Annotated in this window: 21 protein-coding genes and 1 riboswitch; of the genes, 19 read left to right on the top strand and 2 right to left on the bottom strand. The window is 46.6% G+C overall.

Annotation, left to right across the window (positions count from 1 at the left end; genetic code table 11):
* The first annotated feature begins 1 nt into the window (after window position 1).
* The 8 genes from CXM95_RS16970 to CXM95_RS16935 all read left to right on the top strand — a co-directional run bounded on the left by CXM95_RS16970 (window position 2) and on the right by CXM95_RS16935 (window position 9,763).
* Complete coding sequence (locus tag CXM95_RS16970; RefSeq protein WP_101699447.1) at window positions 2-2,650, top strand: HAD-IC family P-type ATPase; 2,649 nt, start codon at window positions 2-4, stop codon at window positions 2,648-2,650.
* A 194-nt stretch (window positions 2,651-2,844) separates the two neighbouring features.
* Window positions 2,845-2,983, top strand: a riboswitch (FMN riboswitch).
* 112 nt (window positions 2,984-3,095) lie between these two features.
* Window positions 3,096-4,172, top strand: coding sequence for a bifunctional diaminohydroxyphosphoribosylaminopyrimidine deaminase/5-amino-6-(5-phosphoribosylamino)uracil reductase RibD (ribD, locus tag CXM95_RS16965; RefSeq protein WP_016620295.1), 1,077 nt, complete (start codon window positions 3,096-3,098; stop codon window positions 4,170-4,172).
* On the top strand, window positions 4,157-4,744 hold the full coding sequence (locus tag CXM95_RS16960) for a riboflavin synthase (RefSeq protein ID WP_101699446.1): 588 nt from the start codon (window positions 4,157-4,159) through the stop codon (window positions 4,742-4,744). Before ribD ends, CXM95_RS16960 begins: the two co-directional genes overlap by 16 nt.
* Window positions 4,722-5,933, top strand: a complete 1,212-nt coding sequence (locus tag CXM95_RS16955) for a bifunctional 3,4-dihydroxy-2-butanone-4-phosphate synthase/GTP cyclohydrolase II (protein ID WP_077452420.1) — start codon at window positions 4,722-4,724, stop codon at window positions 5,931-5,933. The genes CXM95_RS16960 and CXM95_RS16955 overlap by 23 nt, the downstream gene beginning before the upstream one ends.
* 21 nt (window positions 5,934-5,954) lie before the next feature.
* Window positions 5,955-6,428 (top strand): 6,7-dimethyl-8-ribityllumazine synthase, encoded by a 474-nt coding sequence (gene ribH, locus CXM95_RS16950; protein WP_005233264.1) that lies wholly within the window; start codon window positions 5,955-5,957, stop codon window positions 6,426-6,428.
* A 468-nt stretch (window positions 6,429-6,896) separates the two neighbouring features.
* Window positions 6,897-7,970: a FecCD family ABC transporter permease gene (locus tag CXM95_RS16945; protein ID WP_005233272.1), complete on the top strand. Its 1,074-nt coding sequence runs from the start codon at window positions 6,897-6,899 to the stop codon at window positions 7,968-7,970.
* A gap of 4 nt (window positions 7,971-7,974) precedes the next feature.
* Window positions 7,975-8,757 (top strand): ABC transporter ATP-binding protein, encoded by a 783-nt coding sequence (locus CXM95_RS16940; RefSeq protein WP_086298790.1) that lies wholly within the window; start codon window positions 7,975-7,977, stop codon window positions 8,755-8,757.
* Window positions 8,750-9,763 (top strand): ABC transporter substrate-binding protein, encoded by a 1,014-nt coding sequence (locus CXM95_RS16935; RefSeq protein ID WP_005233274.1) that lies wholly within the window; start codon window positions 8,750-8,752, stop codon window positions 9,761-9,763. The genes CXM95_RS16940 and CXM95_RS16935 overlap by 8 nt, the downstream gene beginning before the upstream one ends.
* 150 nt (window positions 9,764-9,913) lie before the next feature.
* Here the strand turns inward: CXM95_RS16935 and CXM95_RS16930 are convergent, their stop codons facing one another.
* Window positions 9,914-10,255, bottom strand: coding sequence for a MazG nucleotide pyrophosphohydrolase domain-containing protein (locus CXM95_RS16930; RefSeq protein WP_034872892.1), 342 nt, complete (start codon window positions 10,253-10,255; stop codon window positions 9,914-9,916).
* An 86-nt stretch (window positions 10,256-10,341) separates the two neighbouring features.
* On the opposite strand from CXM95_RS16930, the gene CXM95_RS16925 reads away from it, so the two are divergent.
* The 7 genes from CXM95_RS16925 (at window position 10,342) to CXM95_RS16895 (ending at window position 18,251) form a co-directional block, all read left to right on the top strand.
* Complete coding sequence (locus CXM95_RS16925; protein WP_008380221.1) at window positions 10,342-10,902, top strand: TIGR00730 family Rossman fold protein; 561 nt, start codon at window positions 10,342-10,344, stop codon at window positions 10,900-10,902.
* 146 nt (window positions 10,903-11,048) lie between these two features.
* Window positions 11,049-12,035 (top strand): tRNA dihydrouridine synthase, encoded by a 987-nt coding sequence (locus CXM95_RS16920; RefSeq protein WP_005230648.1) that lies wholly within the window; start codon window positions 11,049-11,051, stop codon window positions 12,033-12,035.
* Between the two features lie 150 nt (window positions 12,036-12,185).
* Complete coding sequence (locus CXM95_RS16915) at window positions 12,186-12,626, top strand: MarR family winged helix-turn-helix transcriptional regulator (protein ID WP_086316644.1); 441 nt, start codon at window positions 12,186-12,188, stop codon at window positions 12,624-12,626.
* Window positions 12,623-14,059 (top strand): MDR family MFS transporter, encoded by a 1,437-nt coding sequence (locus CXM95_RS16910; RefSeq protein WP_233499062.1) that lies wholly within the window; start codon window positions 12,623-12,625, stop codon window positions 14,057-14,059. Before CXM95_RS16915 ends, CXM95_RS16910 begins: the two co-directional genes overlap by 4 nt.
* A gap of 156 nt (window positions 14,060-14,215) precedes the next feature.
* Window positions 14,216-15,121, top strand: a complete 906-nt coding sequence (gene rarD, locus CXM95_RS16905) for an EamA family transporter RarD (protein WP_008380213.1) — start codon at window positions 14,216-14,218, stop codon at window positions 15,119-15,121.
* A gap of 278 nt (window positions 15,122-15,399) precedes the next feature.
* The gene (gene licT, locus CXM95_RS16900) at window positions 15,400-16,242 is read left to right on the top strand and encodes a BglG family transcription antiterminator LicT (protein WP_005233287.1); all 843 of its coding nucleotides are present in this window, start codon (window positions 15,400-15,402) and stop codon (window positions 16,240-16,242) included.
* A 137-nt stretch (window positions 16,243-16,379) separates the two neighbouring features.
* Entirely contained in the window at window positions 16,380-18,251 is a 1,872-nt protein-coding gene (locus CXM95_RS16895; protein ID WP_016620311.1) for a beta-glucoside-specific PTS transporter subunit IIABC, read from the top strand.
* Between the two features lie 187 nt (window positions 18,252-18,438).
* Here the strand turns inward: CXM95_RS16895 and CXM95_RS16890 are convergent, their stop codons facing one another.
* A complete protein-coding gene (locus CXM95_RS16890) occupies window positions 18,439-19,110 on the bottom strand; it encodes a cyclic nucleotide-binding domain-containing protein (protein ID WP_008380210.1) in 672 nt (223 codons plus the stop codon).
* Window positions 19,111-19,306: 196 nt separating this feature from the next.
* Between CXM95_RS16890 and CXM95_RS16885 the strand changes: the two genes are divergently transcribed.
* The 4 genes from CXM95_RS16885 to phnE (CXM95_RS16870) all read left to right on the top strand — a co-directional run bounded on the left by CXM95_RS16885 (window position 19,307) and on the right by phnE (CXM95_RS16870) (window position 22,721).
* Complete coding sequence (locus CXM95_RS16885; RefSeq protein ID WP_016620312.1) at window positions 19,307-20,239, top strand: phosphate/phosphite/phosphonate ABC transporter substrate-binding protein; 933 nt, start codon at window positions 19,307-19,309, stop codon at window positions 20,237-20,239.
* Between the two features lie 160 nt (window positions 20,240-20,399).
* Window positions 20,400-21,191, top strand: a complete 792-nt coding sequence (phnC, locus tag CXM95_RS16880; RefSeq protein ID WP_005230661.1) for a phosphonate ABC transporter ATP-binding protein — start codon at window positions 20,400-20,402, stop codon at window positions 21,189-21,191.
* Window positions 21,163-21,942: a phosphonate ABC transporter, permease protein PhnE gene (gene phnE, locus CXM95_RS16875; protein WP_016620313.1), complete on the top strand. Its 780-nt coding sequence runs from the start codon at window positions 21,163-21,165 to the stop codon at window positions 21,940-21,942. The genes phnC and phnE (CXM95_RS16875) overlap by 29 nt, the downstream gene beginning before the upstream one ends.
* The gene (phnE, locus tag CXM95_RS16870; RefSeq protein WP_010748972.1) at window positions 21,939-22,721 is read left to right on the top strand and encodes a phosphonate ABC transporter, permease protein PhnE; all 783 of its coding nucleotides are present in this window, start codon (window positions 21,939-21,941) and stop codon (window positions 22,719-22,721) included. The genes phnE (CXM95_RS16875) and phnE (CXM95_RS16870) overlap by 4 nt, the downstream gene beginning before the upstream one ends.
* Window positions 22,722-22,724: the final 3 nt, after the last annotated feature.

Below are 22,724 nucleotides of genomic sequence, written 5' to 3'. Positions count from 1 at the left end.
AATGAATAAAAAAGAGTTTCAGTTATCAGTGTCAGAAACAATCGAACAGTATCAGGTGCCCTCTATCGATCAAGGATTGACTGAGGCACAAGTAACCGAGCGGTTAGAAACCTACGGATTGAACCAATTAGCGATCAAAAAAACCGCCAAGTGGCGGTTGCTGCTGCGGCAATTCCATAACACGATCATCTACATTTTGATTTTCTCCGCCATCTTAACGCTGCTGATGGGGCATTTCTCTGATGCCGTGATCATTGGCATCGTCGTACTGGTCAATGCGTTGATCGGTTATTACCAAGAAGCAAATGCTTCCGATGCGTTAGAGCGGATCAAAGAGATGCTATCAGCAGAAGCCACGGTCTATCGGAATGGGATTCGGCAAGACATTCCAGCTGCCGAAGTCGTTCCGGGGGATGTTGTATTCTTAGAAGCCGGTGACAATGTGCCTGCGGATCTGCGGATCATCGAAGCCGACAACTTGCGTATCCAAGAATCCGCCTTGACTGGTGAAGCCGATTCGGTGGAAAAAATAACAGATGCCTTAGTGGATGAAGCAACCCCATTAGCAGAACAACGGAATTTGGCGTTTGCTTCGACTTCCGTGACGTCAGGAAGCGGGAAAGGCATCGTGATCGCTACCGGCGCCACGACTGAGATCGGGAAAATCTCCACAGAAGTCAATCAAACGGAAGAACGAAAAACGCCGTTGATGAAAGAAATCGATGGGCTGGGGAAAGGCATCACCTATGTGATCATGGGCGTGGCGGTCTTGCTGTTTATCGTCAGTTTGTTCCAGCAAACCTACGCGATCTCTGTCTTGTCCTTAGCCGTCGTCACCATGATCGTCGGCTCGATCCCAGAAGGATTGCCAGCAACGACCTCGGTGGTTTTGGCGATGGGTGTCAGCGACATGGCAAAAAACAAGCACACCATCATCAAAACACTGCCGGCGGTTGAAACGCTAGGCTCAGTGGATGTGATCGCGACGGATAAGACCGGTACCCTGACCAAAAATGAAATGACGGTCAAAGACATCGTATTGGCTGAGCAGGAATATGAAGTGACGGGTGACGGCTATGCGCCGGTGGGCGTGATTCGTCCAAAGCAGGAGGACGTTCGCACGCAAGACATCTTGCAGTTGTTTTTGGAAGCTGGCTACGAAGCCAACGATACGGTATTGGTGCCAGAAGGAAATCACTGGACGATCAATGGGGAACCAACAGACGGCTCCTTTTTGACGCTGTATCATAAGCAATTTGCCTATCCGCAAGCACCTGCTTACCAAGAGCTGGATATGCTGCCCTTTGATTCGGACAACCGCTACATGGCGAAACTAGTGGCAAACCCTGCGGGGGAACGCTTGTTATTTGTTAAAGGCTCCCCAGATAAATTGTTTGAAATGGTGCAAAAACAAGCGGCACCTTTTAATGAAGCCTATTGGACAGGTCATGTTCGCCGCTTGTCGGCAGAAGGCAAACGAGTGGTAGCGGTGGGCTATCAGAAAGTTTCGATTGATCACATTGATGAAACGATTTTTGAGCAAGGGCTACAATTGCTAGGGATCGCCGGGATCATCGATCCGCCGCGAGAAGAAGTGATTGCCTCCCTGAAGGAAATGAACCAAGCCGGTGTTCAAGTGAAAATGATCACTGGGGATCATCCTCTGACCGCCAAAGCGATTGGGGAAAAGCTTGGCTTAGCGGATGAGATTCACGTCGTGACTGGGGCCGAGTTGGATCAGATGAGTGAAGCTGAATTTCAAGATGCTGCCTTGACGAATCAAGTCTTTGCACGAACCACGCCGAAAAATAAATTGGACATTATCAGAGCGCTACAAGCCAAAGGCAAAGTCACGGCGATGACAGGGGATGGTGTCAACGATGCCCCTGCGTTGAAGCGGGCGGATATTGGTGTAGCGATGGGGATCAGCGGCACGGATGTAGCCAAAGACTCTGCTGATATGATCTTGACCGATGACAATTTCGGTACCATGTCCTTAGCGATTCGCGAAGGACGTAGGATCTATGACAACATCAAAAAGAGCATTCTGTTTCTGTTGCCGACATCTTTTGCCGAAGGGCTGATCATTGCCTTTACGATCATGATGCAAAAAGAATTGCCGCTGCAGGCGACACAACTGCTGTGGATCAACATGGTTTCTGCTATTACGATCCAGTTTGCGTTTATCTTTGAACCAGCAGAGTCTGGGATCATGAACCGCAAACCGCGAAAGACAGGTAATAAATTGTTGAATCGCCACGATATTTGGCAGATGGCGTATGTATCGATTTTGATGGCAGTCATCAGTTTGATCGCTCATGACTGGCTCTTGCTGCAAGGCGTCAGCGAAGCCGTTGCCAGTACCATGATGGTCAATATCGTGGTCTTGAGTAAGATTTTTTATTTGTTCAACATCCGTACCAGTGCACCAGCGTTTTCTAAAGCTTCCTTCACCAATCCAAAAGCGTTCGTGATCATTGGTGTGATGCTGGTTCTGCAACTGTTATTGACCTATGTCCCATTTATGCAAAGCGCCTTTCATACGGAGGACATGTCCTTGATCGGCTGGGTCATCTCAGCAGCTTCTGGGATGGTCGTCTTACTCGTGACGGAGTTCGATAAATGGCTTCGTTCGAGAAAAAATATTTAACCTAGGTTTTCTCGTGTTTTTTTACAGGCAAAATCGCCTTGCTGCAGCTTAGGGAAATGGCGGAACGACAAGGGATTTCTGCTGTCGCTGCTTTGGGATTGCCAAAAGAAAAAGCCAAGAGGAATTCCTATTGGCTTGTAATCAGGCCTATTGACAAACAAAAATGGTCGGGCTAAAATGCACATGAATTGAATAGTATTCTTCGGGGCAGGGTGTAATTCCCGACCGACGGTGACAAGTACAATGCTTGAAGTCCGTGACCCGCATAGCTATGCGGTGGAGCCAGTGTGAATCTGGCACCGACAGTGAAAGTCTGGATGGGAGAAGAAAAACCACAAAATTTCAAGGGGCGCAGTGCGTCTAAAACTGATTTTTTGCCGGTCTTGTTTGTCTATGCCTCGTGAGATTCTCACGAGGCATTTTTTTATTGAAAGGAGGAAGGAAGATGCATAACGAATACATGCGTTTGGCGATCGCAGAAGCCAAAAAAGGGCGTTACCAAACCTTTACCAATCCGCTAGTGGGCGCCGTGATCGTCAAAGAGCAACGGATCATTGCCAAAGGGGCTCACTTAGTCTATGGGCAGCCCCATGCGGAACGAAACGCCATCGAACAATGCCATTCCTCCGAAGACCTAATCAATTCGACTTTATACGTGACATTAGAACCTTGTAACCATCAAGGAAAACAGCCGCCTTGCACCCAGCTGATCATCGACAGCGGCATCAAAAAAGTAGTCGTCGGCCAGTTAGACCCTAACCCGATCGTGGCTGGACAAGGCAAGCGCTTTTTAGAAAATCAGGGCATCGACGTGTTGGTGGGTATCGAAGAAACAGAAGTGCGCCGTTTGAATCCACACTATAATTTTTACCATCAGCATCAGCGACCTTACGTGGCATTGAAGCAAGCGATCACTTTAGATGGTCGGATCGCTCATGATGCGTTAACCCGCAGTGCCATCACTGGTTCAGCGGTTTGGCAAAAGGTCCATCAAGAACGTGGGGACTATCAAGGAATCTTAGTGGGCAGTCAGACGGTGTTGACGGATGATCCCACCTTATTAACCACGGTTGAAACCAGCTTTCCGCCGATTCGCATCGTGGTAGACCGTCGGGGGCGAACGCTGTCGCAACCCGATTTGGCACTGTTTGCCGATGATTCAGCACCCGTGTGGATTTTTACGCAGCAGACAGCTGTCAGCGACTTGCCAGCGCATGTCTCAGTGATCCAGCTGGAAGAGTTGACGATCGCTGCATTGTTGAAGGAGCTTGCCACACGACAGGTCCAATCGCTTTACGTAGAAGGAGGCGCTGCGATCCATGATGCCTTTTTAGCCAGCGGACTGTGGCAAGAAAGCATTACCTATGTGGCGCCAAAGTTTCTTGGGGGCAATAGTCTTGCAAGTTTTACCAGTGAGCGTACCCCGAAACAGCTGCAGCAGCTAACAGAGGTGACGGTGACGGCAGTTGGGGAAGATGTTTGCATCCGAGGAAGGAGACCAGAGGAATGTTCACAGGATTGATTCAGGAAAAAGGCCGTATCAAAGAGATCCGCAAGCAAAGCCGCACGATCCAGCTAACCTGCAGTGCGTCGGAAGGCTTGTTGGCGGATTACCAGATCGGAGACAGTATGGCGATCAACGGGACGTGTTTGACGGCGATCGCCAAACAAGCGACGACGTTTACGGTGGATATCATGCCAGAAACCTTTCAACGTACGACCTTTAAACAACTCTCGGTGGGTGCCGAAGTCAATTTGGAACGAGCGATGGCAGCAACGCAGCGTTTTGAAGGCCACTTTGTCGCTGGCCACATCGATGTAACGACCCGTTTGATCCAGAAAAAGCAGTTGGAAAATGCCTTGATCTTGACATTTGCTTATCCTGTCAGTGTGCAAGGGGAAATCATTTCGCAAGGGTCGATTGCGATCAATGGCGTCAGTTTGACGGTTACCCAGACGACGGCACAGGCATTTTCCGTTAGCTTGATCCCCCATTCCAAAGACCAGACGACGCTGGGGCAGTTGAAACAAGGGGAGTGGGTCAATATCGAGACGGATATGATCGGGAAATATGTCAAATACCAACGAAAATGAAAGAAGGCAGACGATGCATAAAGTAGAACAAGCAGTGGAATGGTTAAAAAAGGGCGGCTTAGTGATTGTCGCCGATGATGAAAATCGGGAATCAGAAGGAGATTTGATTGGGATCGCTGAATACGCAACGCCAGAATCTGTCAATTTTATGGCGACTTATGGCCGCGGCTTGATCTGTGCACCCCTCTCACAAGCGATCGCTGAAAAGCTGGCATTGCCTGAGATGACCGCCAATAATACGGATGCCTTTGGCACCGCGTTTACCATCAGTGTCGATCACGTGACGACGAGTACAGGAATTTCTGCGAAAGACCGGGCAGTGACGATTGAAAAGTTGGCTGATCCTACGTCACAGGCTGCGGATTTTTATCGCCCTGGCCATATCTTCCCATTGACCGCTCAACCTGGCGGCGTGTTGGAACGCAGAGGACATACAGAAGCGGCTGTGGATTTAGCAAAGCTTGCTGGCAGCGTGGAAGCAGCCTACATTTGTGAGATTTTAAATGAAGATGGCACGATGGCTCGGGTCCCAGAATTGAAAAAATTAGCAGAAAAATGGCAGCTGCCGTTTTTGACCATTGACGAGTTGGCGGAATATCTACGAGGAACTGCACCTATCACGGTGGATTTGCCAACGGCTTATGGGGCGTTCCAATTGACCTTATTTGAAGATGAATTCGGCAATGAACACCTTTTACTAGCCAAAGGCGAGATTCAACATACTACCGAGCCGCTGTTACTACGGATCCATTCAGAGTGTTTAACAGGCGATGTCTTCGGCTCTCATCGCTGTGATTGTGGCGAACAGCTGCAAGAAGCGATGCGCCAGATCGAAGCAAAAGGCCGTGGTGCGATTTTGTATCTACGCCAAGAAGGCCGCGGTATTGGCTTGCGGAACAAGCTCCGTGCCTACCAGTTGCAGGAACAAGGATTGGATACGTATGAAGCAAATATTGCATTGGGTTTTGCAGCAGATGCTCGTCATTACACGTTTGCTGCCGATGTTTTACGTTCCTTAGAAGTGCAGGAGATTCAACTGATGACCAATAACCCTGACAAAGTGAAGGAATTAGAAAGCTTAGGGATCAAGGTAGCAGAACGGGTTCCGCTGGAGATGCCCGCGCATAAAGAAAACAGCAGCTATTTGAAAACGAAGAAAGAAAAGTTTCACCATTACCTATCTATTTAATCAACCAAAGGAGAATGAGCGATGACAGTATTTGAAGGAACGTTTCAGGGAGAGGCAGTCAAAGTAGGGATCGTGGTTTCACGATTCAACGAGTTTATCACTTCCAAGTTAGTGGAAGGCGCCAAAGACAATTTGGTGCGTCATGGAGTCAAAGCAGAAAACATCGATGTGTATTGGGTACCAGGTGCTTATGAGATTCCGTATATTACCAAAAAAATCGTTGACCACAAACAATACGATGGGATCGTGACATTAGGTGCCTTGATTCGCGGAGCAACGACCCACTATGAATTGATCTCAAATGAAGTGGCGAAAGGCGTAGCCCAAATTGGTCTGAATGCCGACATTCCGATCATGTTTGGTGTGTTGACGACTGAAACGATCGAACAAGCCGTTGAACGGGCGGGAACCAAAGCCGGCAACAAAGGCAGCGAAGCCGCTCAAGGTCTTTTGGAGATGATTTCGTTGAATCAGCAAATCCTTGGCAACGCATAGGTTTCACGTTCGAACAAAGGGAAGCTAGCAAGAAAAAGCCTGCCTAAGCATAGGCATTAGACTGGAGACAGACTTCGTACGAAATGAAGTCTGTCTTTTTTCATCATTAAAAAAAATGGATTATTTTGCCGAAGAATTTGCTTCTTCACGGATACCGTGTTTTCGATAGGTCAATGGAGAGGAAAACGCCCAATCAATCCCGAACATTAGAATAACTCTTATTTAAGGAAATTTTCAGAAAATTATTTACATTTCACAAAAGGTTCCTTATAATGACTCTATTCATTGAGAGTGATTCTCATTTGCAAATAGATGTCAAAGTAGCACATGGCTTTGGCGCTTTTCATGAGAAGAACTTTTATAAGCGAAAAAACGCACAGATGCTTCTTTTATGATGGCGGCGAGGCAACACTCAGGTTGTTTTTGCTGTGAAATCAGAGGAGTTCGTGCTGAATAAAGGAGAATCACATGTCGGTAGGGTTGATTAAATCAAATCGTTGGATGGTGTCGACAATCATTTGCTGTGTTTTAGTTGTCGCCATTCTCTTATCTGCAGGAGTTGCTTTGGCAAACGGCCAAGCCAATATCACCCTTGGCGAAGTTTACCAAATTCTCTTCTATAAAATCAGCCACGGGTTGGTTGGTGATCTTTCAGGCATTTCAGACGCAAACATCAATATCGTCTGGTTTGTTCGGGCACCGCGGGTCTTGCTTTCTATTTTTGTGGGGATGGGGTTAGCGATCAGCGGGGCAGTGATGCAGGCAGTGGTCCAAAATCCGCTGGCAGATCCATATATCCTAGGGATCTCTTCCGGCGCATCCTTAGGGGCGACCTTTGCCATCTTAGTCGGTTTTGGCGGCTCGGCGCTAGTCTTGCAGCTGGGCTTATCGTTTGGCGCCTTTGCAGGAGCGGGGATTGCGACTATTTTGGTGCTGCTGCTTGCCAGTATCGGTGGGAAAATGACTTCCACAAAACTTGTGCTGTCGGGGACGATCGTCAGTGCCTTATGCAGCTCTGTTTCAAACTTGATCATCTATCTGGCTAGCAATGCAGAAGGGATGAAGACCGTAGCGTTTTGGTCGATGGGCAGCCTAGCCTCGGCTTCTTGGAATAAATTGGGCTTTATCGTGGTTCTGGTTTCTTTGATCACGCTGTTCTTCCTGACGCAATACCGTGTTTTGAATACGCTTTTGTTGGGGGATGAAGTTGCTTCCACCTTAGGGGTCAAGCTGACCTTCTATCGGCGTTTTTACATGCTGCTAGCAGCGCTATTAACTAGTATCATCGTTGCGAATTCTGGGATGATCGGCTTTGTCGGCTTGATCATTCCTCATATCGTACGTGGAGTCAGCGGCTCGGATCATCGCCTGTTGATGCCTTTGACCGCTTTGACAGGCGCGTTGTTTTTGATTTGGGCGGATGTGATCGCCCGCTCGACCCTGCAAGGAGTCGAACTGCCGATCGGGATCATTACAGCGCTGATTGGCGCACCGATCTTTATCTATATCATTGTCAAACGACAATACAACTTTGGGGGGTGACGAGATGAAATTGGCAGTTGAAAAGCTCAATCTGACGATCGGGGATCAGCAGATTCTAAAAGACATCTCCGTCCAAACCGCACAAGGGCAATTTGTCGGTTTGATTGGGTCTAATGGCAGTGGGAAGTCCACGTTGTTAAAAGCCATCTACAAAACGTTGAAACCTGACAGCGGCGAAATTTATTTGGGTGAGATGAATATTTTGAAAAGTTCCGAAAAAAAAGTCGCCCAGCAAGTCAGCGTCGTCAGTCAGTTCAATGAGTTGAGCTTTGATTTAACAGTAGAACAGATGGTGCTTTTAGGCCGCACGCCCCACAAGGGGTTGTTGGAACAAGACACCAAAGCCGATCATGAGCTGGTCACCGAAGCCTTAGCCAAAACAGGGTTAAGTGCCTACAGAAAACGCAGCTACCTCTCATTATCAGGAGGCGAAAAACAGCGGGTCGTCCTTGCTCGTGCCATCACCCAAGAACCGAAATTTATGATTCTCGATGAGCCGACCAATCATTTGGATATCCGTTACCAGCTGGAAATCTTAGAGACCGTCAAGCATCTGAAGATTGGCTTGTTGGCGGCGCTGCATAATTTAGAACAAGCAGCCAACTATTGCGACATCATCTATGCCTTAAAAGATGGTCGGGTCGTAGGGTATGGCGAACCAGAAACGCTGCTGACAGAAGAACTGATCGAAGAAATCTATGGCGTGAAATGCAGTATTTACCATCATCCGATCACAGGCGGATTAGGGTTTCATTATTATTTTGAAAAGGAGCAAACAGATGAATAAATGGGGAAAAATGATTGGGGTAGGATTGGCAGTCTTTACATTAAGCGCTTGCGGCAATACGAAGGATGAAGGAACTTCGGCTTCTTCCTCACAGGCAGAAAGTACGTATCCCTTAACCATCAGCAACTACACCAAAGCAGAAGGCGGCACGCAATGGACCGCCAAGGATCAAACCTTTAATGAGGCACCAAAAAAAGTCGTTGCCAACACACGACCAGCAGCGGAATTGCTGCTGCATCTCGGCCTCAAGGATCAGATTGCGGGTGTCGGTGCAACCTTTGGTGCCGCTGATGAGGAAGTTGCTGCCGATTACGCAGAACTCAACGACCTGGGCAGCGACTATATCAGTAAAGAAACAGCCTTAAGTGTGGATCCAGATTTGATTTTTGGCCGCGGGGGACTTTTCGATAACCAAGATTGGGGCGTCGGCACCGTTGATTCCTTGAATGAGATGGGCATTCCGACTTATGTCCAAGAAACCTCTGTCACTGGGGCGACGTTTGATTCTGTTTATCAAGACATTGAAAACCTTGGTAAGCTCTTCAATGTCCCTGAGGCAGCCGCTGCTTTTGAAAAAGAATTAAAGGATCGTCAGAGTGCCTTGGAAGAAAAAGTAGCAGACAAAGAAGAGCAAACCTTTGCCCATCTCTTTATGTCTGATCCTAGTGTTGTCAGTGTCTATGCCGCTCAGGACGAGTCTTTTTTCAATAGCAACTTTGATATGATCAAACTGAACAATGTGTTTCAAGACTATTCAGGGGAAGTCAGTGTCGAAACTTTGATCGAAACGGATCCCGATGTCTTGATCGTCGGCGACTGGTCAACGATCGAAGGCAGTGTTTCCGGTCAAGAAATCATTGAAGGCTTATACAAAAACGACAAACTCTCTAGCATGAAAGCCATCAAAAACAAACAAGTCTACAGCATGGACTACAATTATCTCTTTGGCTACGGCTACCAAGCCTTGACTGGTTTGGAAGAACTGGTAGAGCAAATGGCACAATAAACACCTCCTATTCCCATAAAAAGGAGAACCAACTTTTTATATAATAGAAGAAAATCAACGTTTCACTGGCCGATTGACCACAGAAACGTTGGTTTTTTGTATTTGGGAAAAGCAACCTTTGCCGCTGCCCGTTACGCAACAAGTAGCCCGTTAGCTGTTTTTTTCTGTCTCTTGGTTCATTTGATAGCGAGACAAAAGCTTTTCTTTGTGTTTTTGCATGATTGTTTCCAGAGAAATATCGTATTTATCGGCGAGAATAAATAAGTTATCCAGTACATCGCCCAATTCTTCCGTCAGATTTGCCAGTTTTTCTTCCGGCAAGCCTTCTTGCTCATCGGGACGGTCACGGCCAATCTCCAATGTCCGAATGGCACGGCTCACTTCCCCGACTTCTTCTGCTAAAAAATTCGCCCGAATAAACGGATCATATTGATACCAGTTGCGGGCTTTGTAGAAGTCACTGATAAATCGTTGATATTCCTCAATGTTCATAATTTTTTTTCCATCCTTTCCCAGAACCTTTATCAGAATCATGATATACTATTTCAAAATGATTGAGAAGGATGATGGAGAGTTTTATGAAAATTGCAGTCTATTGTGGTGCCAGTGTCGGTAATGAACCTAGTTTTGCAACAGCCGCCCAAGAATTGGGGCAGTGGATCGCTTCACGGCAAAATACGCTGGTCTATGGCGGCGGAAAAGCGGGCTTGATGGGCGTGCTGGCAGATGCTGTCTTAGAAAATGGCGGTCAGGTGATCGGGGTGATCCCAACCTTTTTAAAAGATCGGGAACTAGCACATCCTGGATTGACCGAACTCCATGTCGTCGAGACGATGTCAGAAAGAAAACGAAAAATGTTCGAATTGTCGCAGGCGTTTGTCGCACTGCCAGGTGGTCCCGGGACGCTGGAAGAAATCACGGAGATGATCTCGTGGTCAAGAATCGGTCAAAACCCGAATCCTTGTGCTTTTTATGATGTGAACAACTTTTACCGCGCAACGAGAGCCTTGTATGACAACATGGTGGAAAATGAGTTCTTGACGCAGGCCGATCGCGAAAAAATCGGCTTTGCGCAAACAACCCAGGAGCTGGAAGTCTTTATTCAAGCTTACGAACCACCAGTTATTCGGCAGTATTAAGCGTCTGTTGCAAAAGAGCAAGGCGAAGCACCGACGGGTGTCGTCTTGCTCTTTTGCTTCTTTGACTCATTCTTAGTATAATGGGGTTTGTTTTGCAAGTAGGGTCATAAAATAAGATCCTTGGACAAAGAAATGGAGCGTAAATCATGACAACAAATTTTTGGGCTGAATTGCCGAAGCCTTTTTTTATTCTAGCACCAATGGAAGATGTCACCGATGTCGTTTTTCGGCATGTCGTTCAAGCTGCCGGCGCACCAGATGTTTTCTTTACGGAATTTACTAACTCCGATAGTTACTGTCATCCAGAAGGACGCGACAGTGTGCGGGGACGTTTAGTCTTCACCGAAGATGAGCAACCGATGGTAGCCCACATTTGGGGAGACAAGCCAGAGTATTTCCGTGAAATGAGTATCGGATTAGCCGAGATGGGCTTTAAAGGGATTGACTTAAATATGGGCTGTCCAGTGCCAAACGTTGCCGGACGAGGCAAAGGCAGCGGCTTGATCTTGCGACCAGAAGTTGCTGCTGAGCTGATCCAAGCAGCCAAAGCTGGCGGCTTGCCGGTCAGCGTCAAGACGCGTTTGGGCTATACCGAACTAGGGGAAATGGAAGCCTGGTTGACCCATGTCCTGCAACAAGATATCGCTAACCTTTCGATCCATTTGCGAACCCGCAAAGAAATGAGCAAGGTCGATGCCCATTGGGAATTGATTCCTGAAGTGGTGGCCTTGCGGGACCGAATCGCCCCACAAACGAAGCTGACGATCAACGGCGATATCCCTGATCGTACCAAAGGTTTAGAGCTAGCAGAAAAATATGGCGTAGACGGAATCATGATCGGTCGGGGTATTTTCAAGAATCCCTATGCCTTTGAAAAAGAACCGAAAGAGCATACCTCAGAAGAGCTATTAGGCTTGCTACAGCTGCAATTAGACTTGCAGGATCATTACGCCAAAATGGTGCCACGCTCGATCGCAGGATTGCATCGTTTCTTTAAAATCTATGTCAAAGGCTTCCCTGGTGCCAGTGATTTGCGAGCAAAATTGATGAATACCAAATCAACCGATGAAGTTCGGCAACTGCTGGCAGAGTTTGCGGAGAAAAAGAACCACGAGGAAAGTATTGAAGCGTAAGTTTCAATGCTTTTTTCGTTTTTGGTTGCTGCATCCGCTCTCAATGTCAATCCTTTCTTGACAATAGATAGGTACCTATGTAAAATGGAGAGCGGACTTTTAACTAGGTACCTATCTAAATAGTGAAGAGGCGAAAGGAGCTGAAGGTCGATGGTTTCCGAACAAGAAATCGTGGAACGATTGTTTGAAGTGTATAAATTAAATCGGCGGTATGCGGAACAAAAATATGGGCGTTTTATGCCAGGTCGGGGACAGTTCAATTGCCTACTGGTATTGGACGAAAAAGGGACGTTGACCCAAAAAGATCTCGCCGCGTATTTAGCGATTCGCTCGACATCCACTGGCGAACTACTAAAAAAACTGGCTGAAAAAGGGCTGATCCAAAAAGAAGTCGATCCGAAAGATAAACGCATCCATCTGATTTCGCTGACGGAAGCAGGCAAGGAAGAGGCACAGCGAATGAAAGAAAAACGTAGCAAGGCGCACCAAGAAATGCTGACCTATTTGACGGCAGAAGAAAAACAAGCCTTTGGTCAAGCCTTAGCAAAAATCGAACAGTTTTATCTTGAGAAGGAGGCGGACGTTGATTGAGTGAAACAGTCCAACGAACGGAACGTCAGCGGACGCTGATTTTTATTAATTTAATGATTACATGTATTGCCGTATCCATGTTGGCGACCGCCTTGACGACGGCTTTACCCACCATCGTCACTGACCTGCAGATTTCCGTCACTACGGGACAATGGCTGACTAGCGGTTATTCCTTGGCGATGGCGATCGTTATGCCCTTGACGGCATATCTTATGAATCGTGTGCCAACCAAAAAGCTGTATCTCGCTGCCTTAGGAATTGCGTTGGTGGGCTTGCTGCTTTGTGCTGCAGCTCCCAATTTTCTAGTCATGATGCTTGCTCGTATTTTGCAGGCCGTAGGCAATGGAATCTTGACCGCGATGGCACAAGTGATCCTCTTATCGATTTATCCGATCAATCGCATCGGTGTCGTGATGGGCTGGTATGGACTCTCAATCACCGCGGCACCTGTGATCGCACCGACGATCGCTGGGCTGATCGTGGACCGCTTGAACTGGCATGCGATTTTTTATATCGTTGCCGTGATTGTTTTGATCTCATTGATTTGGGCCATAAAGGTTTTTGATGATGTATTGCCAGTAAGCAACAGCAAATTTGATCAGACCTCTTTTGTTTTGAGTGCCTTCGCCTTTGGTGGGATCACTTTAGGCTTTGGAAACATCGGCAGCTATGGCTTTTTCAGCTTGCCGGTTTTAGGAACCTTAGCGATCGGTTTAATAGCAGGGATCTTCTTTGTCTTCCGTCAGTTAAGAGCAGAAACCCCATTTTTGGATCTGCGGGTCTTAAAAACAAAAGAGTATGCCATCAGTGTCTTTGGCAGTATCATGCTTTACTTGGTCTTGATGGGTTCGGCGATGCTGATGCCGCTTTATGTGCAGTCGATTTTAGGCAAATCAGCGACGATCTCAGGATTAGTCGTTTTGCCAGGTTCCCTAGTCTCGGCTTTTTTAAGTCCGGTGGCTGGACGAATCTATGACAAAGTCGGCATCCGTCTGTTGACGATTTTCGGCGGCGGCTCACTGGTCTTGAGCAACATCGGCATGTATTTCATCCATATACACACGGGTATTTGGGTAGCAGTGGTCTTGAACATGCTGCGCTGTGCCGCCACAGGCTGTTTGTTGATGCCCTTCGTGACGTGGGGAAATAAAAATATTCCGCCGCAGTTGACGGCGCATGGAACAGCATTATTGACTTCTTTGCGGACGGTGTCAGGCGCTATCGGGACAGCATTATTTGTCGGGATCATGAATAGTGTGGCGCAAAACAGCACGACCTTAACGGGGACGAGTGCACTGCTTCACGGGATGAATGTTTCTTTCTTATTGATGACGATCGCTTCTGGTCTGCTGTTTGCAACGGGGCTATTTTTGATTCGTGATCAGAAACCAGAAGCCGTGTGGCTGGAAGGTGCGGAGGAACCGCTGGAATAAAGAGGGGCACCTTTCTTTGAAGGGTGCTTTTCTTGATTTATTTCATGAAACTCTATGAAAAACCAAAAAATTCGATATAATAAGATAACTTATGGTTTAGGAGGAGTATTTTTTTTCAGGAAAGACTTGTTTTCATGGAAAAAAATCAGGGAGAAAATGAAGAATAAAGGCGTTTATTTTGGGTTGTCTGCCTATGTCTTGTGGGGCTTGGTCACACTATATTGGAAAATAATCGTTGGGGTTTCGCCATTAGCAACGATGTGCTACCGAATCGTGTGGTCCTTTGTTTTTATGGTGCTGTTTATTTTGCTTTCCGGGAAGAAAAAGCAATTTTTACAAGAAGCGCGTCTGCTGTGGAAGAACAAAGTGTTTGCTGGACTGATCGTTTTAGCTTCTGTGCTGATCTCCATCAACTGGTTCACCTTTATCTTTGCGGTGAGTGCGGGCCATGTGATGCAAGCCAGCTTAGGCTATTATATCAATCCGCTAGTCAATGTCTTGTTAGCAACCGTTTTTTTGAAAGAACGTCTTAGTCGTACTGGCATGCTGGCGTGTCTGCTGGCAAGTATCGGGGTGATCTTATTATCGATCCAAACAGGAACGATTCCTTATGCCTCACTGATCATGGCCTTTTCCTTTAGTACGTATGGCTTGATCAAAAAAAGGATCCCCATTAGTTCGGTTACTGGGTTAACGATCGAAACGATGGTGATTTTCCCCTTTGCGCTCGTGTATATTTTAGGATTTTCAACCGTCGGCTTTATGAATTATCCCTTGCAAACCAATCTCTTATTGATGGGTGCCGGGATCGTGACGGCTATTCCGCTGTTGCTGTTTGCGGAAGCCGCGAAAAATGTTTCTTACATTACGCTTGGGTTTATTCAATACGTCAACCCGACGATCATGCTTTTGTTGGCCATCTTTTTGTTTCACGAAACCTATTCACTGGCCCAATTTTCCGCCTTTGCGTTTATTTGGCTAGGGATCGCGGTCTTCACCTATGGTACGTTAGGCACGGCTATGAAAGAGCGGCGCATGGGACAGCAAAGAAAGCAACTCTGATACATCAGGAATGGCTGCAGCTGAGCCGTTCCTTTTTTTATTAAAAAACAACTCAATTTAGATAGTGAAGGATGTTGCAAGGAGAATTGTTCAATGGTATAACAAAGGAAAAGCACGTTGCAGAAATTCTGATTGAAAAGGGTTGCATCTGCCACAGGGGTGTGTTATTATTCTTTCAGTTACAAGGATTGTTACTGTTCGGCAGGCAAAACCAGAATTGACCGTAGCGCGCTAATGGGGAGATTCTAGGTTTTTTTATTTTGGAGTGAGGGAAAACGATGGTTATTGGGAAAATATTAAATAATAATGTCGTCATCTCGACCAATGATGCCGGTCAGGAAGTGATCTATATGGGTCGTGGCATTGCGTTTAAGAAGAAGGTCGGCGATCCAGTGGATGAAGCCTTTGTCGAAAAAGAATTTGTGTTAAAGGATACGTTTACCGCAAATCAGTTTCAGCAATTGTTTTCAGACATTCCTGTGGAAGAAGTCGAAGCCGTCAAGCAAGTGGTGGATGATGCAGAAGCGTCATTGGGGATCGAGCTGTCGCCAAATATTTATTTGACACTGACCGATCATATCCATTATGCGCTAGTTCGGGCACGTGAAGGCATTGAGCTGCCGAATCCATTGTTGTTTGAGACCCGCAAATTTTATCCGAAAGAGTATGCGGTTGCAGCAGATGCCGTTGCTTATTTTGAAAAAGTCTTCGGGATTTCATTGCCGGAATCGGAAATTGGCTTTATCGCCTTTCATATCGTCAATAGCGAACAAGCAAATGGTACGATGGAAACCACGATGCAAGCGGTAGAGATCGTTCGTGACGTATTGGCGATCATCAGTCGTTTTTATGGACGAGTCTTTAACCCAGATTCCTTGAACTATCAACGGATCACCACGCATTTACAGTATTTTGCGCAGCGCTATTTAAGCGATGAACTTTCGGGGGAAAAAGATGAATTTTTATTTGCCCTTGTGCAATCGAAGTACCCTAAAGCGTTTCAAACGGTTCAACGGATCAACGAATATTTGATCAAAACCTACGACAAATCGATCGGTGAATCAGAAATGATCTACTTAACGATCCATATCGAACGTGTCGTCAATGATCAAACCAATTAACATTCAATCATTAACGGATTGTTACTGTCAGGCAGGCAATACCCAGATTGAAAAGACAACAGTCAGCGAGGAAAAGACTCGTTGGACGGTCGTTTTTTCAATCTGGGTTTTTTTATTAAAAAAGGAGTGTTGAAAAAATGAGTTCAAATAAAGAAATTGCAGTTCGCGTCCTCGATGCGGTGGGCGGCAAAGAAAATGTCAACAGCGTGGTGCATTGTGCGACCCGCTTGCGTTTCAAATTAAAAGATGAGAACAAAGCGGATACGGCACGCTTGAATCAAGACGACGACGTGATCCAAGTCGTTCAAAGCGGCGGACAATACCAAGTGGTGATCGGCAGTCATGTCAGCGACGTTTACCGTGAATTGAATGGAGTAGCGAACTTCGATGGCGAAGCAGACAGCAAAGGCGACAAAGGCAACCTGTTGAATCAACTGGTGGATATTATTTCGTCGATCTTTACGCCATTTTTAGGCGCAATGGCAGGTGCCGGGGTCTTAAAAGGATTCTTGACGCTGGCAGTCACCTTGAATTGGTTAGCGGCTGATTCTGGGGTCTACACCGTATTGTATGCGATTGCCGATGGGTTATTTACCTATTTACCAGTGATGTTGGCTTTTACTGCAGCGAAGAAGTTTCGGACCAATGAATTTCTAGCGGTTTCCTTAGCGATGGCGTTGGTTCATCCAGACATCACCGCTTTAGCTGGGCAAACGTTGAGTTTCTTAGGCCTTCCGGTCATTATTGGTGCGAGTGCTTATACGTCTTCCGTCATTCCGATTATATTAGCGGTCTTTTTACAAAGCTATGTGGAGCGTTTCTTTAAAAAAGTCATTCCTAGCTTCTTACAGATCATCTGTGTGCCTTTAGCGGTCTTCTTGATCATGGCGCCATTGACCTTTATTGTCGTCGGTCCACTAGGAACGATTTTAGGAAACTTGTTAGGTAGTGCCTATGACAGCATTTACCACTTCAGCCCACTGATCGCTGGGGCTGTCATGGGTGGTTTATGGCAAGTCTTTGTGATGTTTGGCATGCACTGGGGCTTTGTACCGATCATCATGTTGAATCTCAGCCAAACTGGTGTCGATACCATGGTACCCATGCTATTGCCAGCTGTCCTTTCTCAAGGGGGTGCAGCGCTAGCAGTGTTCTTTATGACAAAAAATGTGAAATTGAAAGGCTTGGCCCTTTCTTCAACAATCACCTCAATTTTTGGGATCACAGAACCGACGGTGTATGGGGTAACCTTGCCATTGAAAAAACCATTTATCGCCGCGTGTATCAGTGGTGCCATCGGGGGAGCCTTCATCGGCTTCAGCCAAGTCGAAAACTATACCTTTGGGTTAGTCAGCTTACTAAGTCTTCCTTCCTTTATCCCACAAGATACGAAAGATCTAAGTGGTCTGATCGCAGCTTCGATCGGCACGGCTATCGCTTTTGGCGCCGCGTTTGTCTTGACCTTCTTCTTACGTTTTGAAGATCAGCCAGCAACCGATGCCAGTGCAACATCAGCGAAAGAGCCAGCAGTACCCACAGATAGTTCGTCTAAAGAACGAGTGATCCTCAGTAGTCCGTTAGAAGGCAAAGTGGTTCCCTTAGCAGAAGTCAAAGACCAAGTCTTTTCTTCTGGTGCATTAGGAAAAGGCATCGCCATCGAACCGACCGTCGGGGCTTTATATGCGCCGGCAGATGGCACCATCACGACGCTCTTTCCTACTGGCCATGCCGTTGGTTTGACCACCACGGATGGAGCCGAAGTTCTGATGCATATTGGTATGGATACTGTGGAACTAGACGGCAAAGGCTTTGAGGTCTTTGTTAAACAAGACGATCAAGTCAAACGCGGCGATTTGTTAGTGAAGTTTGATCTAGATACGATCAAAGCAGCTGGCTTATCCACGATCACACCGATCGTTGTGACGAACACCCCGCAATATTTAGATGTGATGGATATGAACCAAACCGATGTCTTGCAAGGAGAAGACTTCTTAGCCATCGTAAAATAAGCAAAAGAAACCCGATCCTCGACTGAATATCAGCAAGGATCGGGTTTTTTGTAAGAAAATAAGGCGCAGTTGCCGGTCTCGCTTGCCTTCTTCGGTGGAGAATGCTTGTCACAGCGCTAGTTAAGGGCAAGACCAACAGCAGGAACGCGTACTCAGGGAAAATCCGAACATTCTTATGGGCTGCTCCTTATACATGGCTTAAATTTTCGGCAAGCGACTCTAAAGCGGGGAAATCGAGAATTGCATAGCCCTGTTTTTGTTTTTCGATCAGCTTGTCTTCACGAAAGCTGGTAAAGGTTCGCAGCAGGTGGCGATAGCTGACATTCAAGATTGCGGCACAGGTGGTTAACTGAAAGGAAAAGTGTTGGTTTTCTTGATGCGCAAGAATAAATTTGGCCAACCGTGTCTCTACAGGTTCCGTCAATGAATTCGCTAAGTTGATCCCCGAATTCAAGCGGGAACTGAGCAACTGACAGATGGTTTGCAAAAAGCGGACGTCTTGTTGCAAGGTGCTGCGGTAGCGATTCAAAGGGATGCAGACGCAGACGCAAGCAGAAGCGGCTTTGACACTGCTTTTCGGCAAGAGTTCCCATAAAGAGGAAGCTTCCCCTAAAGGTGCAGCCGGCTTGGCGTAATCAATACAAATCGTTTGGGTATCCGAAGAGAAGGAATAGACCATCACGGTTCCTTCTACGAGAAAATACAAGTATTCAGAAGGCGTGCCCGTTCGAATCAGGTGCTCTTCTTTTTCAAAGGAATGCAAAGTGGCCATCGCTAACAAATCATTGTCCATATAAGATTGCAGATCGTATGTGTCAATGTAATTCCTGAGGCGTGCGGTATCATCGATTTTTTTCATGGGAATCAGCCACTCCTGAATGGTTTTCTTTAAGTATAGCTTAGTTCCCCTTTTGACTCAACACGAACGATAAATAAAAACTAATGTAAATTGTATGTAAAAATAAGGTAAAATAGGACATGTGTCACTTCATTTTGAAGGGATACTTGGTATGATTTGAATGTAAGAAAGCTTCAAACCATTAGGAGGAGAAAAAATGCCATTGAAACGAATTGTTAAAGGAATGTTAGGAATTGCGTTAGTTGCCGCATTGACCGGCTGTGGGAATGGGAGCAGCAGCAGCGACAGCAGTGCCGCAGCCGAAAAAGAAAAGCTGGTGGTACAATTCGTACCGACCAATAATGACGGCTCGATGCAAGCCAAAGCAAAACCGTTTGCTGAGTATTTATCAAAAAAATTAGACCGTGAAGTAGAAGTAACGTTAGCAACGGATTATTCGACGATCGTAGAAGCGATGGCTTCTGGACAAGTTGATTTAGGGATCATGCCGCCAGCCGCTTATGTTCAAGCCAAAGATATGGATGCAGCAGAAGCGATTTTGACTTCTCAATTAGGTGCCTATGATCCTGAGACCGGCTTGCCATTAGAAGGGGAAAAAACCAATACCTTCAAAGGGGAGATCTTGGTACGTGCGGATAGCGATATGACAGAATTGACGGACTTAAAAGGGAAAAAAATCGCTACATTGAGTCCGAACTCTGCCAGCGGCTATATTTACCCAGTTGCCGAGTTGAAAGATGCAGGAGTTGATCCAACGACGGATGCTACATTAACGACGGTGAACGATATTCCAAGTGAGATCACTGCAGTCTTGAATGGTCAGATGGATGCCGCCTTTGTGTTTCAAGGGGCACGGAATGTCTTTGCGTCAAGCTTCCCAGATAACGATTTATTCGAAGATCTAAAAGTTCTTTACTTAACCGAAGGGGACATCCCGAATGACGCCATTGCCGTTCAACCGACGATGGATGCTGAACTAAAAGAGCAGATCAAAGAAGTGTTCTTGAATATGGCAGACGATGAAGAAGGCGCCGAAGCAATGAGCTTGTGGGGACACCAAGGGTATGAAGAAGCAGCAGATTCTGCTTACGATACCATTCGCGATTATACACAACGAGCAGCAGAGTAAAAAATCAGGGATTGCGGTAGAAGGATAACGGGACACGGAGATGTGCAGCGATTTACTAGGGGAATAGGTGGAATACGCAGTACCAGTGCATTTTTTAGTGAGATAGACCGTGACCGATTGGGGAAACTTTGCCGCGGTCCCTACATAATGGAGAAAACAGATGATAACTTTTGAGAATGTATCCAAAGTCTACCCGAATGGGGTCAAAGGATTACAGAACATAGATGTAACGATTGAGCAAGGTGAATTTGTGGCCATCATTGGCTTGAGCGGTGCTGGTAAGAGTACCTTTTTGCGCTCGATCAATCGCTTAGTACCAATCACTGAAGGAGATATCCGAGTAGACGGCAAATCAGTCACGAAAGCCAATAAAAAAGAATTGCGCTTGATTCGTCGACAAATCGGATTGATCTCACAAAGCTTCAATTTGGTCAAACGCAGTACCGTTCAAAAAAATGTTTTGTCTGGGCGTTTGGGGTATTACGGGACCTGGAAAAGTATTTTAGGGTTGTTTACGAAAGAAGACTACGAAAGAACGAAAGAAGCGCTAGCGACGGTCGGCTTGTCAGACAAACTGCAAACGAGAAGCGACCAGTTGAGTGGTGGGCAACAGCAGCGGGTATCCATCGCCCGTGCCTTGGTCCAACAAGCGCCGGTGATTTTAGCAGATGAACCTGTGGCATCACTAGATCCCATCACGACAGAGAAAGTGATGGAGGATCTGAAGAAGATCAATCAAGAAATGGGCAAAACGATTGTCATCAATCTGCATTCGATTCCCTTGGCTCGTCAGTATGCGACAAGGATCATTGCCTTAAAAGCAGGTGCGATCGTTTTTGACGGCAACGCAGCCGCTTTGACAGATCAGCGTTTAGAACAAATCTATGGCAAAGCAATTTTTGAAGAAAAGGCAGGAGAAATCGATGAAACTGAAAGAAACAGTTCATTTTAATTGGTACAAACACCTGCTGCTGGTTCTTTTATTGCTGCTCTTTTTTCAAAGCAGTGCCTGGATCACAGGGGCTGATTTTGCACAAGTGTGGTCGAATCGCAGCCAGATGACGGCTTTCATGGCTCGCTTTTTGCACCCAGATTTTAGTTATCTACCGCAACTGATGATACCCTTGATCAAGACATTGCAGATGTCCTTTTTAGGCACCGTTTTAGGAGTAGTCGCAGCGATACCGGTGAGTCTGTTGGCGACAACAGTCGTGACAGAAAGCCGTTGGGTCTCGGTGCCGATGCGTTTTCTCTTAGGTCTGGTGCGGACGATCCCCAATCTATTGTTGGCGGCATTGTTCGTAGCGATTTTTGGAATCGGTGAAGCCACTGGTGTTTTGACCATCGCGGTCTTTACCTTTGGTATGGTTTCACAGCTGATGTTCCAAGCGATCGAAACCATTGATTTTGCGCCGATCGAAGCAGCAGCAGCGGTAGGAGCGAATAAATTTCAAGTGACCGTTTGGGCGATCATTCCCCAAGTCATCAGCCAGTTTGCCAGCTATACTTTTTATGCCTTTGAAGTCAATGTTCGAGCTTCGACGGTGTTAGGGTATGTGGGTGCCGGCGGGATCGGGGTCATCTTGAACGCCTCATTGGCATTGTTGAATTATGAGCGGGTCTCAATCATTATCTTGACGATTTTGCTGACGGTAGCGATCGTTGATTTTCTCAGTGAGCGGGTAAGGAGGTCTTTCCTATGATGATCAGAGAAGTGAAGAAAACGACTTGGCTGTTATGGGGACTCTTTGCTGTTTTACTAGTTTTATCCGCTGCGACGCTGGATTATTCTGGATTAAGCACATTTTCCTTAGCGATGGGAAGAGATGTCTTGCAAGGGCTGAGTCAGCCAGACTGGTCCTTCTTTTATGACGGCAGTGGGGAAGATCTGTGGAGCTTGTTGTTACTGACGATCGGGATCGCTTGTCTAGGAACGATGATCGCAACAGTCTGCGCGATTCCAGTGACCTTGCTGAGTGCCGCCAACCTATGGACCTCGACACCCTGGGTCGCAAAAATCGGCAAAATGATCTGCAATATCTTGCGGGCATTTCCCGAGCTGGTTTATGCGATTATTTTTGTCCGTGTGGTAGGTCCAGGACCTTTTGCTGGAGTTATGGCGATCGGTGTCCACCAGATCGGTATGCTGGGCAAGTTGTTTACCGAAGAAATGGAAGCCATGGATGAGCGCTTGACGGAAGAGATGCAAGCCGTCGGTGCCAACTTTTGGCAGACGATGTTTTTCGTGCGGGTCCCTTACTTAGCGCCTATCTATAGTTCCTTTGCACTGAATCATTTTGAAATTGCGGTCCGCAGTGCGGCAACGTTAGGGTTAGTCGGTGCTGGCGGGATCGGTGCACCATTGATTTTTGCTATTCAAACCAGAACCTGGAGCAAGGTAAGTATTATTTTGTTGGGCGTCGTTGTGACCGTCTTCTTATTAGACCAGTTGACTGGAATCATCAGAAAGAAATTGAGATAAACC

The organism is Enterococcus sp. CR-Ec1, assembly GCF_002850555.1.
In the GTDB taxonomy this organism is placed as follows: Bacteria; Bacillota; Bacilli; order Lactobacillales; family Enterococcaceae; genus Enterococcus_D; species Enterococcus_D entomosocium.
The sequence above is the reverse complement of the archived record's forward strand: the minus strand, read 5'-3'. Positions and strand labels throughout refer to the sequence as shown.

Excerpts from the sequence above, each read along its gene's own strand:
- CXM95_RS16935 (WP_005233274.1), top strand. The coding sequence starts at position 8,750 with ATGAATAAATGGGGAAAAATGATTGGGGTAGGATTGGCAGTCTTTACA.
- CXM95_RS16940 (WP_086298790.1), top strand. The coding sequence starts at position 7,975 with ATGAAATTGGCAGTTGAAAAGCTCAATCTGACGATCGGGGATCAGCAG.
- ribH (WP_005233264.1), top strand. The coding sequence starts at position 5,955 with ATGACAGTATTTGAAGGAACGTTTCAGGGAGAGGCAGTCAAAGTAGGG.
- CXM95_RS16970 (WP_101699447.1), top strand. The coding sequence starts at position 2 with ATGAATAAAAAAGAGTTTCAGTTATCAGTGTCAGAAACAATCGAACAG.
- CXM95_RS16895 (WP_016620311.1), top strand. The coding sequence starts at position 16,380 with ATGAGTTCAAATAAAGAAATTGCAGTTCGCGTCCTCGATGCGGTGGGC.
- CXM95_RS16915 (WP_086316644.1), top strand. The coding sequence starts at position 12,186 with ATGGTTTCCGAACAAGAAATCGTGGAACGATTGTTTGAAGTGTATAAA.
- CXM95_RS16930 (WP_034872892.1), bottom strand. The coding sequence starts at position 10,255 with ATGAACATTGAGGAATATCAACGATTTATCAGTGACTTCTACAAAGCC.
- phnE (WP_010748972.1), top strand. The coding sequence starts at position 21,939 with ATGATGATCAGAGAAGTGAAGAAAACGACTTGGCTGTTATGGGGACTC.
- CXM95_RS16945 (WP_005233272.1), top strand. The coding sequence starts at position 6,897 with ATGTCGGTAGGGTTGATTAAATCAAATCGTTGGATGGTGTCGACAATC.
- licT (WP_005233287.1), top strand. The coding sequence starts at position 15,400 with ATGGTTATTGGGAAAATATTAAATAATAATGTCGTCATCTCGACCAAT.
- CXM95_RS16920 (WP_005230648.1), top strand. The coding sequence starts at position 11,049 with ATGACAACAAATTTTTGGGCTGAATTGCCGAAGCCTTTTTTTATTCTA.
- CXM95_RS16890 (WP_008380210.1), bottom strand. The coding sequence starts at position 19,110 with ATGAAAAAAATCGATGATACCGCACGCCTCAGGAATTACATTGACACA.
- CXM95_RS16960 (WP_101699446.1), top strand. The coding sequence starts at position 4,157 with ATGTTCACAGGATTGATTCAGGAAAAAGGCCGTATCAAAGAGATCCGC.
- phnC (WP_005230661.1), top strand. The coding sequence starts at position 20,400 with ATGATAACTTTTGAGAATGTATCCAAAGTCTACCCGAATGGGGTCAAA.
- CXM95_RS16925 (WP_008380221.1), top strand. The coding sequence starts at position 10,342 with ATGAAAATTGCAGTCTATTGTGGTGCCAGTGTCGGTAATGAACCTAGT.
- CXM95_RS16955 (WP_077452420.1), top strand. The coding sequence starts at position 4,722 with ATGTCAAATACCAACGAAAATGAAAGAAGGCAGACGATGCATAAAGTA.
- rarD (WP_008380213.1), top strand. The coding sequence starts at position 14,216 with ATGAAGAATAAAGGCGTTTATTTTGGGTTGTCTGCCTATGTCTTGTGG.
- CXM95_RS16885 (WP_016620312.1), top strand. The coding sequence starts at position 19,307 with ATGCCATTGAAACGAATTGTTAAAGGAATGTTAGGAATTGCGTTAGTT.
- ribD (WP_016620295.1), top strand. The coding sequence starts at position 3,096 with ATGCATAACGAATACATGCGTTTGGCGATCGCAGAAGCCAAAAAAGGG.
- phnE (WP_016620313.1), top strand. The coding sequence starts at position 21,163 with ATGAAACTGAAAGAAACAGTTCATTTTAATTGGTACAAACACCTGCTG.